Origin of the sequence: Acidovorax sp. NCPPB 3576 (assembly GCF_028473605.1) — a bacterium.
Lineage (GTDB): Bacteria > Pseudomonadota > Gammaproteobacteria > Burkholderiales > Burkholderiaceae_C > Paracidovorax.
The window spans coordinates 4,245,420-4,259,126 of sequence record NZ_CP097267.1 but is presented as its reverse complement, the minus strand read 5'-3'; the positions used below and the strand labels follow the sequence as shown (position 1 = coordinate 4,259,126).

The following is a 13,707-nucleotide window of genomic DNA, read 5'->3' as shown; positions in this document are numbered from 1 at the left end:
TCTTTTGACCTACTGCCAGTTGATCCATGGTTTTTCTGTTCCCCGTGCCTGTTCCCCCCTTTCTGGATATTCGGAGATGGGCTGCCCGATGGGCCCTCTTCATTGCGCTCGCCGCCCTTTCGCAGGGCGCGTGGGCCATGCAGATCTTCGTGAAGACCGTCTCTGGAAAGACCATCGCTCTGGACGTGGAGCCCAGCGACTCGATTGAGAACGTGAAGGCCAAGATCCAGGACCAGGAAGGCATTGCGCCCGAGCAGCAGCGCCTGACCTTCGCGGGCAAGCAACTGGAAGACGGCCGGACCCTCTCGGACTACAACATCCAGAAGGAATCGACCCTGCATCTGGTAGTGCGCGCGCCAGGCATCGAAGATGCGTTCACCGGTGCGTCGCCTTCGGGCGCCGGGCAGATCACCGCCTCGCTGGCAGGCGTCAGCGGTTGCACTTTCGATACGGCGCAGACCGCATTCGAGGTGCCTTCCAGCGCTCCGGCGGGCGCGCAGTTTCCCCAAGGCGTCTTCCGTTTCGTGGCCACCACCTGCGCGGGGAAGGTCGCGGTGACGTTGAAGTACCCGCAAGCGCTGGCGTCGGGCAGCCGCTTCATGAAGTACGGCCCGCGCACCACGGGCGCGGCGCAGTCGGAGTGGTTCGAATGGCCAGGCGCCCAGATCAGCGGCGACACGGTGACCTTCGAGATCGAGGACAACGGCCCAGGGGACGCCGATCCGGCAGTGGGCACGATCTCCGATCCGGGTGGGCCGGCGGTGATTGCCGCGGTGCCGGCCAGCGCCGCTGCCATCCCCACGCTGTCGCACATCGGCCTGACGATGCTGACGGCCATGCTGGGGTTTCTGGCATGGCGCCGGCGGCGACCTGCCTGAGTGCATCGCGTGTCTGGTCTTCGGACTCCGGCGTTCGAGGGATATCGCACGGCAAGGAATAAACCGAGCCATGGGCGGCCCATGGTGCTCCGAGCCGGAACCGAACTGGCACGGTTTTCAGCGAGAGATTTCTATTCCCCCATACCAATGCAGCCGATAACTTCTGGCTTGACGTGCGGTGGTGTGAACGCGTAAATTGCAAGCGTTCGGTATCGCAAAACCGACCGCATGGGAGCAATTCCCTGCACAGCCGATTCGGCACAAGCCTCGGCGTCCGACCCGACCAGTCATTGGCGACGGAAACAGCACCACTGTTTTTGATCGACCATGCTGAAAATCACTACTACCACCCTCCGCAAGCGTGCCTACTTTGCCCAACGGGGCCTCTGCATTTATTGTGAGTTGCCGATCTGGGAGCCGGAATGCCGCGAAAGATTTGCGCAGGCATACGGTCTTCCTGAAGCCCTGCTCGATCCGCTTCGCTCTACGGCTGAGCATTTGGTGGAGCGTCAACGAGGTGGCCTGGATCATCCAGCAAACATTGCGGCTTGCTGCCATTGGTGCAATTGGAAGCGCCATGCCCATCGGCACTTCTGCGCGCCCGACCCTGTTCGTTATCAGTCAGAGGTAAGGCGAGCCATGGCGGCCCGGCTATGGCATCCGGCTGCCAGGAGCATTGAGCGCAATCGGCAGTTAGTGCCCTCTGCGGACCTCCGAGACGACGACTTCGGGAGCTTGTTCCGAACTTGCCCCGCTTACCCACCGACTCTGCCCGCAATGGGCCCTGCGGGGTAAATCTGGTCCCTCAGCAGCTATCGCATTTGGACTCTCTCGGATCGGTCGATGGTCCCCTCGACAGGAATCGAACCTGTATCTAGCGCTTAGGAGGCACTCGTTCTATCCATTGAACTACGAGGAGGACGGGCGATTGTAAAGGCGTGGCCGTGGCAGCTTTTCCCCGCTGTGCTGAGACCTCCGCAAAAGAAGATCGCGCCTGGCGCGGGGCCAGAGGCCATGTGAGTGCCGCATTTCCGCAGCGGCAACGCGCCCCGGGCGGTGCGCCGCCCTAAAATCCCTCCGCAATGATTTCACCGATGACGCCTCCACAGTTCCACGCCATGCTCCAGGCGGAGGGACTCTTTCCCGCCATGGAGGCCCTCAACCGTGGTGTGCCGCATCGGTACACCGGCATCTTCCAGGTGATCGAGTCGCAGCTCATCAACGTCTTCCTCTACGACAAGCAGCAGCAGATCCGGCCCGAGGCGCTGGCCGTGGTGGCGCTGGACAACAGCTTTTGCCAGTTCGTGCTGCGCGATGGCTCGCTGCTGGTGGACAACTCGATGCATGACGAGCGGCTGCTGGCCAGTTCGTTCCGCGGGGTGGTGGTGGCTTACCACGGCGTGCCGGTGCCCGATCGGCGCGGTGGCCTGTACGGCACGCTGTGCCACTTCGATCTGGTGGAGCAGCGGCTGCCGTCCGCACAGTTCGAATTGCTGCAGGCCGCGGGGGGCCTGCTCTATCCCTATCTGCCGCACGGGGATGGGCGGGCGTACGCTGCGCCGCAGTTCGCCCGCGCCGCGGCGGGCTGAACGGGCCCTGGTGCCCGTCAGTCGTACCGCACCGTGTAGATCAAATCCACCGCGCTTTGCGCGCCGGTCTGGCCACGCAGCGTGAGGCTCTTGGTCAGGTCGTAGAAGATGTACAGCGTGCCCAGGGCGCCCGAGAGGCTGCGCTCGTAGGTCACGTACAGGTCCTTGGACAGGCGCTTGCCGAAGGTGAGCGCGGCGGCCGAAGCGTCCTCGCCCGATCCCGGGCCCTTGAACCCGATCTCGTCGAGCCCCACGCGCTTGGCGAAGTTGCCTGCGCCGGCGTTGCCGTTGCCGCCCAGCAGGGCCAATGCCGCCTGCTGCAGCAGCGCGGCCTCGGCGCCGCCAGCGGCGCCGCTGCGGCCCAGCACCACCCAGGAGAGCTTTTCGGCGTCGGGCAGGTCGGGGTCGGAATAGAGCCGCACGCGCGGCGCCTTGGCCGATCCCGTGACCTGCACGCCAGCGCGCACGCTGATGTTCGGCCGGATGGCGAGGATGTCCAGCGCGGGGTTGTCGTACGGGCCGTTGAAGCGCGCCAGGCCCGTCTCCACATCGAGCGACTGGCCCCAGGCGCGGTAGCGGCCTTCCACGGTGCGCACCTCGCCGGTGACGCGCGGCGGCGCCCCGGCCACGGTGGCGCCGCGGATCTCCAGTTCGCCCGCCAGGCGGGTGGTGATGCCGTGGCCCTGCAGCGCGAAGTCGTCGCCCAGGTTGAGGGTGACGGCGATGTCCGGCGGCTTGGCCGCCTCCACCCGGCCCGCGGCCTCGCCTGCACGTTCGGCCTGCTTGACGGTCTCGCGGTCCTTGGCGGCCGAGCGCACGACCACGTCGGTGCCCAGGCTGGGCGCGCCGGCCTCGGGCAGGATGATGGTGGCGCGGTCGGTGGTGAGCTTGCCGCGCAACGTGAACTGGCCCTGGCGCAGCCGCGCCTGCAGATTGCCCGACACGCTGACCTGGCGGTCGGCGCGCACCAGCACCTGCAGCGCGCGCGCCTCGGCGTCGAAGTCCATGGCGATGCCGGAGCCGGTGGCGCCGGTGGAGCCGCCCGTGGTCCACGACACGCTGCCTTTGCCGGTGAGCGTGCCGCCATCGCGCGGGGCCGCGGTGCGGTTGCCGCTGAAGCCGGCGATGCGGGCGTTGCTGCCCTGGCCGCCGTTCACGCGGAATTCGGTGATGTCGAGCCGGTCGCCGTTCAGCGTGGCGCGCAGGCGTCCGTCCTGCAGGTCCACGCCGTCGATGAGCGAGCGCACCGACAGCTGGTCGGCGCCGAGCGTGCCGCTCCAGCGGGGTGCGGCGCGGTTGCCGGCGAGGGCGACATTGGCGTCGAGCGTGCCCTTCACACGCCAGCCCGGCGGTGCCAGGGCGGACCACGCGCCCACGTCCGGCAATTGGGCGCGCACGGTGGCGGTCAGCGGGGCATCGGTGGGCCATTGCCAGCCGCCATCGGCACGGGCCAGGCGGGTGCTGCCCTCGGCCTGCACGCGGCCGGCGCGTTCGCTGTCCCATTGCACGCGGGCACGCACGGTGTTGCCTTCGGCCTGCAGCTGCACTTCGGCCTGCCGCACGCCGGCGGGCGTGCCGGGCCCTTCGCTCGTCTGCGCGCGGCCGGCGCCCTGGCCCTGGCCGCTGCTGCGCACGACCGTGGTGGTGGGTGGGGCGCTGCCGGCCAGCACGCGGATGTCGCCGCTGGCGCGCCGCACGCTGGCACTGGCGCGCAGGGTGTCGCCCGCGTCCACGTCCCAGTCGCCGTCGAACACGAGGTTGCCCGCCAGGCCCAGGCGCTGCAGGGCTTCCTGGCCTTGGGGGCCGAACGCTTCCGTCCATGCCATGGGCAACCCTTGCAGGCGGCCCTGCGTGCGCAAGGCGATGGCGCCATTGGCGGCTTGGGCAAAGCGCACGGGCTCCCAATGCAGCGCGACCTGACCCGGCGCCGGGCCGGAGACGGTGGCCTGGCCGCCTGAGGTCTCCACCTGCAGGCTGGGCGATTGGCGCAGGGTGACGGACAAAGGCTGGTTGAACTGCACGGTCCAGGGGCCGGGCAACTGCTCATCGCGTGCCTGGGCCCGCAACTCGCTGATCTGCGCGTTCCATTGCCCCGGCGCGGTCATGCCCCCGGTGCCGCGCAGCCGCAGATCGATGCGGCGCCGGTCCACGCGCGCCTCGCCGTCCAGCGACAGGGTGGATTGGGCCAACCCTCCAGCCACGTCGGCACGCACGGCGGTGAGCCGCACCGCCATGGGCGCGGCCGAGCCGCTGGCGGGCACAGAGACATCGAAGCGCGGCGCGCTCAGCCGGGCCTGCCATTCGAACCGCTCGCCGGCAGCGGCGCGTGCCGTGCCTGCAGCGGCCGGGGCCAGCAGGCCCGCCGCCTGCAACTGCCGCTGCAGGGTCTGCCAGCCGCCGTTCCAGCGGGTGGTGAGCTGGGCGTCGCCCTGCATGGCCGTGCCGCGCAGGGCGGTGGCCAGGCCGGGCAAGGACTCGATCCAGCGCTGCACGCGCTGCGCATCGGCCACGCGCAGCTCCAGTTGGCCGTTGCCGGAGCGCGGCGCGATCTGGCCATCCATCTGGGCGGTGGCGCCCGGCACGGTGGCCTGCAACTGTCCTTTGACTGACAGGTCCGCTGTGCCGATCTGCAATTGCCGCGCATTCACCTGCGCCTGCAGGGCATCGAGCTGCAGGCGGGCGAGCGCCAGCCGGCTGCCTTGCCAGGTGCCTTCGGTGGCCAGGCGCTCGACGCGCAGGGCTGCGGGCGCGCCAGCGCGCCGGGGGGCCGCGGCGCCGGTGGCCCGCAGGTCGGCGGAAAAGCGCACCAGCGGTTCGCCTTCGCCGCCTTCGCTGCGGGCCTGCGCCTGCCCGGCGACGGGGGTGGAGTCCAGCGTGCTGTAGAGGGCGCTGGGGCGCAGGCCACGCATTTCGGCACGGCCTTCCATGGCGCGCGTGGCGGGGGTGAAGCGGCCTTGCAGCGCCACGCTGCCGTTGCCGATGCGCGCGGTGGCGTCGGGCACGGTCCATTGCGTGCCGTCGAAGGCGGCCTGGGCATCGATGCTTTCCAGGGGCAGCCGGCGCTGGTCCCAGGGGCCCGGCAAGGCGTTGCGCAACTGGGCGCCGATGGACCAGCCTGTGCCGGGTGTTCCAGTGGCGCCGGGGGCGGCATGGGCCGGGTCCACGCGCAGTTGCCCGCTCAGCGAAGTCACCGGGGCCTGCGGCCACAGGGCGGCCAGGTCAAGCGATTCGACATCGGCGCGTGCCTGCAGCACGGGCTGCGCGGACCAGGGGGCGATCTCGGCCTGCACGTCGGCGCGCATCGGCTCAGCCGGTGGCGCGGGGCGGGATGCTGGCTTGGTGGGTTTGACGGATGGGGCGGGGCGGGAGGCTCCCGCTGCGGGCGGAGCCGCCGTCAATGGCGCGGCGGCCTGTGCCTGCAACTGGGCGGTGATCTGCAGCCGTGCGGCTGCGGTGGCCAGCGTGCCTTTGGCCTCGGCATGGGCCCGGGCTTCGATGTCATCGCCGCCGCCCGGCGAAGCCGTGCGCACGGTGCCGTCGGCCTTTAGCTCCAGCGCCATCGGCGCCTGGGCCTGCACGGTCGCCTGGCCGGAATAGTGGCCCTGGGCGAAGGCCACGCTGTCCAGCGCCAGGCGGTGGTGGGTGCCGTCGTAGCGGTAGCGGCCTGCCAGCCCCTGCGCGGTGACCGGGCTGGGCGCGGCCCAGGTGATGGTGTCCACGCGGAACGGCAGGTCGATGCGCAGCGGCAGTTCCAGCGATTGCAGCGGTTGCGGCGGCGTGTCGGGCTCGGTGCGGGGCGGGCCCTGCGGAATGATTTTTACCTCGGTCGCATGCACTTCGCCCAGGGTGAGCTGGCGCTGCAGCAAGGGCGCCAGCTGCCAGGCAATGCGCGCATCGTTGACCTCCACCGCCAGCGTGGGGCTGCTCCAGCGCAGCCAGCCGATGTGGCCGCCGGCGCGCAGCGATCCGGTCACGTCGCGGGTTTCGAGCCGCTGGTCGGCCGGCAGGTAGCGTGCCGCGCGGTCCAGCGTGGTGGCCAGCGAAGCCTGCCCGCCGGCCCACCACCAGGCCGCACCGACGACGAGGGCGACCAGGGCCAGCAGCACGGCAAGGGTCCAGGCGGCGATGCGCCAGCCGCGGCGGCGCCGGGGGGCGGGAACGGGTGCCGCGGCGGCGGCGTAGGGGTTGCGGGGAGCGCGCGTTGCCATGGGTCTTTCAGAAGGCGGTCAGAAGCTGAAGCCCAGCCGCAGGTGCAGCCGCAGTTGCTTGGCTTGGACGCCATAGGCCACGTCGGCCTGCAGCGGCCCCACGGGACTGCGCCAGCGCAGTCCGGCGCCCACGCCCACGCGCGGGTCCAGGTCGCCCGCGCGGTCGGCCACGGCACCGGCATCGATGAACATGGCGGTTTCGAAATCGGTGCGGTTGCCGCGGAACTCGATGGGCCGCTGCCATTCGGCGCTGGCCACGGTCAGGTAGCGGCCGCCATACAGTTGCCCGCTGGTGATGCGCGCTCCGATCTCACGGTAGCCGTAGCCGCGCACCGTGGTGTCGCCCCCGGTCAGGAACAGCGTGGTCACCGGGATCTCGGCCGCTCGGCGCGCAAGCACCGCGCCACCCTCGGCACGCAGGGCCAGCCGGCTGGTGCGGGTGACGCCTTCGCCCATGTCCACGCGGCCCATGGGGTAGAACGACTGCCACCGCAGATAGGCCCGCACGAACGGGTCGCGCTCGGGCCGCAGCGTGGTGCCCACGCCCAGTTCGGCGGCCAGGCCGAAGCCCCGCGTGGGATTGGTGGAGTTGTTGAAGTAGCGGCCCGTCCAGCCGTAGTTGGCGCTGATGGCCGCGCTGGAGGGCGGCGCGTCCGTGCCCTGGCTCTTGGCGGTGTCGTGCTGCAGGAAATAGCTGCGATCGATGTGGTCGGTGCTCTTGCTGCGGCCACCGCGCAGGCGGCTGCTGTTGACCTCGTAGTCGCCCGTGGTTTCGCGCTGCACCTGCGCGCCGGTGAACCAGCGCCAGCCGTCCTCGCCGGGCAGGTCGGTCCAGTCGGTGGACAGCAGCTTGTTCTTGCGGTCCACCGAGACCTTGCTGACGGCGCGCCAGCCGATGCCGGGCAACTGGTTGTGGATGTGGTCCACGCTCAGCCGCGGGCCGCTGTCGGTGGACAGGCCCACGCCGAACACCACCTTCTGCAGTGGCGCCTCGCGCACCTGGGCCACCACGGGCGCGGCCTGCGGGTCGGCGCCGTCGGTTTCCAGCGAGAGGAAAACGGCGTCGTAATAGCCGCTGCTGGCCAGCCGCATCTGCGCATCGAGCAACTGGGCTTCGCTGTAGTCGGCGCCCGTGGGCAATCGGGCGATGCGGCGCGCACCGTCGGCGCTGTAGCGCTCGCCGCCCTGCACGCGCAGCGCGCCGAAGCGGTAGGGCGGGCCGGGGTCGTAGGTCACGCCCAACTGGGCTTCGTTGCGGTCGGCATCGATTTCCGCGCGGCGCTTGGCGATGCTGGCGGTGGGGTAGCGGGTGGCCTGCAATTGGCGCAGGCCCTGGGATTTGGCGCCGTCCCAGGCATCCTGCGTGAAGGGCTGGCCGGGCGCGAGCGACCAGCTGCGCTGCACGCGCGCGCGGCGGTTGGCGAACTGGGGCGAATCGGCCTCGGCGCCCGTGAAGTCGATGTCGGCGCGGGCCACGCGGGTCTGCGGGCCGGGCTCCACCTCCACGGTGATGGTGCGCGGCGCGCCGGCGGCGCCGGGCGTCTCCTGCATGGTGATGGTGAGCGTGGGGCTGAAATAGCCCAGCGTGCCGAGCAGTTCGCGGGCATTGGCCTCGGCCGCGCCCAGCAGGCGGGTGATCTCGCTCGACTGCAGATCGGGCAACTGCCGAAAGCGCTGCAGTTCCATGTGCCGCGTGAGGTATTCGCGCACGGCGTCGGGTGCGCGCACTTCGAGCGAAAACGCATCGGGCCCGGTGCCGGCCCCGGCGTCGGACTGGATGGTGTTGTTGTCCACCGTGCCTTCCTTGGCGCCCGGCAGCAGGCTGCAGCCCTGCAGGGCCAGCAGGCTCGAAAGCAGCAACGCCGGCCACAAGGCCGGCGTCGGAAATCGTCTCGAAAAATGCGGTGCAGGGAGGGACACGTAAGGAAAGACTTTATGGTGCTTGATGGGAGCGCTGCCACGCCGTTGCATCCAGGCTGCGCAACGGCAATTGGGGGCACTATGGCCTGAAAAGCGCACCGCCGCTGTCAGACAGCGGCGCGCGCTGAGCCGTACCGGGCGGTTATTTGGACAGCAGGCGCATGGTCTCTTCCAGCCCTTTGAGCGACAGCGGGTACATGCGCTGGCCCACGATCTGCTGGATGATGCCGATGCTTTGCCGGTACTGCCACACGCCCTGGGGCTCGGGGTTGATCCAGGCGAACCGGGGAAAGGCATGGATCAGGCGCTGCAGCCACTCGGCGCCGGCCTCTTCATTGTCGTATTCCACGCTGCCGCCGGGCTGCAGGATCTCGTAGGGGCTCATGGTGGCATCGCCCACGAAGATGAGCTTGTAGTCCTTGTTGTACTTGCGGATGATGTCCCAGGTCGGAAACTTCTCGGCGAAGCGGCGGCGGTTGTTCTTCCACATGAAGTCGTACACACAGTTGTGGAAGTAGTAGAACTCCAGGTGCTTGAACTCCGTCTTGACCGCGGAAAACAGTTCTTCCACGCGCTGCACGTGCTCGTCCATTGTGCCGCCCACGTCCATCAGCAGCAGCACCTTCACGTTGTTGTGGCGCTCGGGGACCATCTTGATGTCCAGGTATCCCGCGTTGGCCGCCGTGCTGCGGATGGTGTCTGGCAGATCCAGCTCCATCTCGTGCCCTTCGCGCGCGAACTTGCGCAGCCGCCGCAGCGCCACCTTGATGTTGCGCGTGCCCAGTTCCTGCGTGTCGTCGTAGTCCTTGTAGGCGCGCTGATCCCACACCTTGACGGCGCTCTTGTTCTTGCCGGCGCCGCCGATGCGCACGCCCTGCGGGTTGTAGCCGCCGTGGCCGAAGGGGCTGGTGCCGCCCGTGCCGATCCACTTGTTGCCGCCCTCGTGGCGTTCCTTCTGCTCTTCCAGGCGCTTCCTGAGCGTCTCCATCAACTCGTCCCAGCCCATCTTCTCGATGGCGGCCTTCTGCTCGGGCGTGAGCTCGCGCTCCAGGAGCTTGCGCAGCCAGTCGGCGGGGATGTCCTTGCGGAAGTCGGCCACCATCTCCACGCCCTTGAAATAGGCGCCGAAAGCCCGGTCGAACTTGTCGAAGTGCTTCTCGTCCTTCACGAGCACGGTGCGCGCGAGGTGGTAGAAGTCGTCCAGGCTCCAGGCATCGTCCGAGTTCGGGCCCACCACGCCGGCCTGCAGGGCCTCCAGCAGCGTGAGGTATTCCTTCACCGACACCGGCAACTGGCCGGCGCGCAGGGTGTAGAAGAAGTCGATCAACATGGGTTGAAGCCTTTTAGCCCTCTGGCGCTTATTCCACTAGGGCGTGCTGCTGCAAAAGATATAGCAACTGGGCGCGGGCTTCCGGCCATTCGCCCGAGCGCATGCTGTACATCACCGTGTCGCGGATGGTGCCGTCGCGGCGCAGCGCGTGGCCGCGCAGCACACCGTCCTTCTTGGCGCCCAGGCGCTCGATGGCGCGCTGCGAGGCGAAGTTGTAGTTGTCGGTGCGCCAGCCCACCACGTGGCAGCCCAGCGTGTCGAAGGCATGGCCCAGCAGCAGCAGCTTGCACGTGGTGTTGACGTGCGTGCGTTGCACGCTCCTGGCGTACCAGGTGAAGCCGATCTCCACGCGCTTCACGGCCGGCACGATGTCGTGGTAGCTGCTGGTGCCCAGCACTTTGCCGGTGTCTTCCTGCACCACGGCGAAGGCGAAACGGTGGCCTTGCTCGCGGCCGGCCAGGGCGGTCTCGATGTAGGCGCGCACGTCCTGCGGCTCGGGCACGGAGGTGATTCGCAGCGTCCACAGCGCACCATCGGCGGCCGCGGCGCGCAAGCCCTCTTCATGCGACAGCGCGAGCGGCTCCAGGCGGATGCCGCGATCGCGCAGGGTGACGGGTTCGACGAAAGCCATGGAAAGAATCACTCCTTGTCGCGGGGCGCGCGGCTGGCGCGCCAGCGCCGTGCCGCCTGCAGGCCGAAGCCGCCGCCCAGGCCGACGAGCGCGATGCCCGCCAGGCTGGACGGGCCGTAGCCCGAGGTGAAGATGTCGAAGCCCAGCAGGCGCCCGATCCAGTAGCCCGCGAGCGCGCCGCCCACGAAGCCCACGGCATCGGACAGGCCTTCCATCAGCAGGCGGCGTGCACTGCTCATCGCGGGCCCTTCATCGGTTGCGCTGGTTCATGAAGACCAGCTTCTCGAACAGGCCCACGTCCTGTTCGTTCTTGAGCAGGGCGCCCACCAGCGGCGGCACGGCCACCTTGTGGTCGGCGCTTTGCAGGGCTTCGAGCGGAATGTCTTCGGCCACGAGCAGCTTGAGCCAGTCGATGAGTTCGCTGGTGGACGGCTTTTTCTTGAGGCCCGGCAGGCCGCGCACGTCGTAGAACGTCTTCATCGCCACGGCGAGCAGTTCGCTCTTGAGCTTGGGAAAGTGCACATCGACGATCTTGCGCATCGTCTCGGCCTCGGGGAACTTGATGTAGTGGAAGAAGCAGCGGCGCAGGAACGCGTCGGGCAATTCCTTTTCGTTGTTGGACGTGATGAAGACCAGCGGCCGGTGCTTGGCGCGGATCAGTTCGCGCGTCTCGTAGCAGTAGAACTCCATGCGGTCGATCTCGCGCAGTAGGTCGTTCGGGAATTCGATGTCGGCCTTGTCGATCTCGTCGATCAGCAGCGCCACGGGCTGGTCGGCGGTGAAGGCCTGCCACAGCACGCCCTGCACGATGTAGTTGCGGATGTCCTTCACGCGCTCGCTGCTGTCGGCGTCGCCCAGCTGGCTGTCGCGCAGGCGGCTCACGGCGTCGTATTCATACAGACCCTGCTGCGCCTTGGTGGTGGACTTGATGTGCCACTGCAGGAGCGGCAAGCCCAGCTCGCGCGAGACCTCTTCGGCCAGCATGGTCTTGCCGGTGCCGGGCTCGCCCTTGACGAGCAGCGGGCGCTGCAAGGTGATGGCCGCATTCACCGCGAGCATCAGGTCCTGGGTGGCAACGTAACTCTGTGAGCCTTGGAATTTCATGGGCCGTAAATAGGGTAATCGTTGATAAAAGGCCTGGAAAGGCGCTGGCTATAATCGTTTTCTGCCCGAGCACCGACAAACTTCCACGAGATTGTGCGCGCAAAATGAACAAGAAGTTGACCACGATATTCGCCCTGGCTGTCGCTTGCGTGACCGCGGTTTCGCAGGCCCAGGAGACCAAGGGCGATGCCAAGGCGGGCCAGGGCAAGATCGCCATGTGCATCGGCTGCCACGGCATTCCGGGCTACCAGGCCAGCTTTCCCGAAGTGCACAAGGTGCCCATGATTTCGGGGCAGGGCGAGCGTTACATCGCTGCGGCCCTGAACGCCTACAAGAAGGGCGAGCGCAAGCACCCGACCATGCGTGGCATTGCCGACTCGCTCACCGACCAGGACATCGCCGATGTGTCCGCGTACTACGCGGCCCAGGTGCGCGAGGGCGCCAACCTGCCGGCAAAGCCCACGCGCGAGCCGAGCGTGCAGGTGGCGCAGCTGCTGCAAAAGGGCGCGTGCGTGTCCTGCCACGGCGAGAACTTCGCCAAGCCCATCGATCCTTCGTATCCCAAGATTTCAGGCCAGCATGCGGACTACCTGTTCGTGGCGCTCAAGTCCTACAAGGCCGACCCGAACAACGCGCACCTGGGCCGCTCCAACGCCGTCATGGCGGGCATTGCCAAGCAGTTCACGAATGCCGAGTTGAAGGCGCTGGCGGGCTACATCGGTTCGCTCGACGGCGAACTGCAGGTGGTGCCGCAGTCGCGTTTTCGCTGACCGTGGCGCACCGGGGCATCACCCTGCAGCGACTCCCCCCGAACCCGCCTTCTGGCGGGTTTTCTTTTGGCTGAAACAGCGCGGAGATCCCATGCCCGAGGCCGGGCATGCCCGAGCGCGGACGGGCCGGGATGGGCGTTATATTTTGGTGGTGCCCTGTCTTTCGTTCCATCCCATCAACGCACCTCCATGAGGCCAACGCATGAGCATTTCCGTCGCCGGTCGTCCCATTCAGAATTCCTCTGCCTTGTCGGAGTTGGGGCGGCTGGCCCTGGCCTTCGTGGACGGCGGGCCGCAATGGCTGAACTGGGCGATCGCCTCGCTCGGGACCCATTACCACTTCCCCGATGAGGCCACCCTGCTGGAGGGCACGCAGAAAGGCCTGCACGGGTCTCCCCTGGCGCTGTTGCCCGGCCTGGGGCTGTCGGTCAGCCCCGTCAAGCTGATGACGCTGGGGTTGGGCGACCTTCGCACCCTGGCGCTCGCCGAAGCCGGCGATGCCAGCCCTGTGGTGGGCGCGCAGGTCCAGCACGTCTTGCGCGAGCATCGGCTGCTGACCGCCGCGGACCTGCGCAACGCGCGGGCGTTCCTGGCCTCGCTGGGCGTGGAGGGGGCCCCGGTGTTCCAGTGCATCGAATTCATGGACTGGGCGGCGCTGTGCGAATTGCCGGGCGGATCCTTTGGCGGGCCCGCGCCCTTGCAGCCGCTGCAGGCAGAGGCCGCGACATTCGGTGTGGGCCAGGCGCGCACGCCCCGCGAGTTTGCCGACTACTACCGCGTTTACCTGCATTTGGCGGCCCATCTGCCCGGCCTTGCGCAGGCGTCCGCGGAGCAGCGCAGCGGGGCGGCGCAAGCGGCGCTGCAGGCCTTGCTGCCTGTGCTTTTGGGTGCGCTGGACGGACCGAGCCTGGCGGTGGTGCCAACGTCTGCGGAGGAAGTGCGGATGGCCGTGAACAACTGGCTGATGATGGGCAGGCGCATCGGCTTTTCGAGCTTGTCCGAGGGTGTCCGGTGCATCGTCGAGGGCACCCGTTACCAGGGCGAGACCGGCGCGTCAGCCGCGCGGCTCGTCGACGCGGCCCTTCAGCAGGCCATGGCCTTGCTGGCCGCGCATGCCCCGCGGTCGGCGCGGCTGGGCCAGGACGGGGCGACGATGATCTTGCCGGTCGGCTCCGAGAACGCGGCGAACGCGCAGGTCGAACTGCGGGTGTCCAGCGCGGGCCTCGTTTCCCTGGCGCGACTCGCCGGCGCGGGCGCATAGCCGCCGCTGCACGCCC

The 13,707-nt window shown here is 68.5% G+C and carries 10 protein-coding genes and 1 tRNA gene; 4 read left to right on the top strand and 7 right to left on the bottom strand.

Going from position 1 to position 13,707, the window contains the following annotated elements:
• The first annotated feature begins 137 nt into the window (after positions 1-137).
• Entirely contained in the window at positions 138-878 is a 741-nt protein-coding gene (locus M5C98_RS19460; protein WP_272549081.1) for an IPTL-CTERM sorting domain-containing protein, read from the top strand.
• Between the two features lie 844 nt (positions 879-1,722).
• Here the strand turns inward: M5C98_RS19460 and M5C98_RS19455 are convergent.
• Positions 1,723-1,797: transfer RNA gene (locus M5C98_RS19455), tRNA-Arg, on the bottom strand.
• A 175-nt stretch (positions 1,798-1,972) separates the two neighbouring features.
• On the opposite strand from M5C98_RS19455, the gene M5C98_RS19450 reads away from it, so the two are divergent.
• Entirely contained in the window at positions 1,973-2,467 is a 495-nt protein-coding gene (locus M5C98_RS19450; RefSeq protein WP_272549080.1) for a guanylate cyclase, read from the top strand.
• Positions 2,468-2,484: 17 nt separating this feature from the next.
• On the opposite strand, the gene M5C98_RS19445 is transcribed toward M5C98_RS19450, so the two are convergent.
• From M5C98_RS19445 to M5C98_RS19420, 6 genes are all read right to left on the bottom strand, one after another.
• Positions 2,485-6,675 (bottom strand): translocation/assembly module TamB domain-containing protein, encoded by a 4,191-nt coding sequence (locus M5C98_RS19445; protein WP_272549079.1) that lies wholly within the window; start codon positions 6,673-6,675, stop codon positions 2,485-2,487.
• 18 nt (positions 6,676-6,693) lie between these two features.
• Positions 6,694-8,547, bottom strand: coding sequence for an autotransporter assembly complex protein TamA (locus M5C98_RS19440; RefSeq protein ID WP_272549078.1), 1,854 nt, complete (start codon positions 8,545-8,547; stop codon positions 6,694-6,696).
• Between the two features lie 190 nt (positions 8,548-8,737).
• Complete coding sequence (locus M5C98_RS19435; protein WP_272549077.1) at positions 8,738-9,925, bottom strand: vWA domain-containing protein; 1,188 nt, start codon at positions 9,923-9,925, stop codon at positions 8,738-8,740.
• Positions 9,926-9,953: 28 nt separating this feature from the next.
• Positions 9,954-10,556, bottom strand: coding sequence for a GNAT family N-acetyltransferase (locus M5C98_RS19430; protein WP_272549076.1), 603 nt, complete (start codon positions 10,554-10,556; stop codon positions 9,954-9,956).
• 8 nt (positions 10,557-10,564) lie between these two features.
• Positions 10,565-10,795, bottom strand: coding sequence for a hypothetical protein (locus M5C98_RS19425; RefSeq protein ID WP_272549075.1), 231 nt, complete (start codon positions 10,793-10,795; stop codon positions 10,565-10,567).
• A gap of 10 nt (positions 10,796-10,805) precedes the next feature.
• On the bottom strand, positions 10,806-11,660 hold the full coding sequence (locus tag M5C98_RS19420; RefSeq protein ID WP_272549074.1) for an AAA family ATPase: 855 nt from the start codon (positions 11,658-11,660) through the stop codon (positions 10,806-10,808).
• A gap of 104 nt (positions 11,661-11,764) precedes the next feature.
• Here M5C98_RS19420 and M5C98_RS19415 point away from each other — a divergent pair, with 104 nt between their 5' ends.
• Both M5C98_RS19415 and M5C98_RS19410 read left to right on the top strand, forming a co-directional pair.
• Positions 11,765-12,430, top strand: a complete 666-nt coding sequence (locus M5C98_RS19415; RefSeq protein ID WP_272549073.1) for a c-type cytochrome — start codon at positions 11,765-11,767, stop codon at positions 12,428-12,430.
• Positions 12,431-12,632: 202 nt separating this feature from the next.
• Positions 12,633-13,691, top strand: coding sequence for a hypothetical protein (locus tag M5C98_RS19410; RefSeq protein ID WP_272549072.1), 1,059 nt, complete (start codon positions 12,633-12,635; stop codon positions 13,689-13,691).
• Positions 13,692-13,707 lie beyond the last annotated feature (16 nt).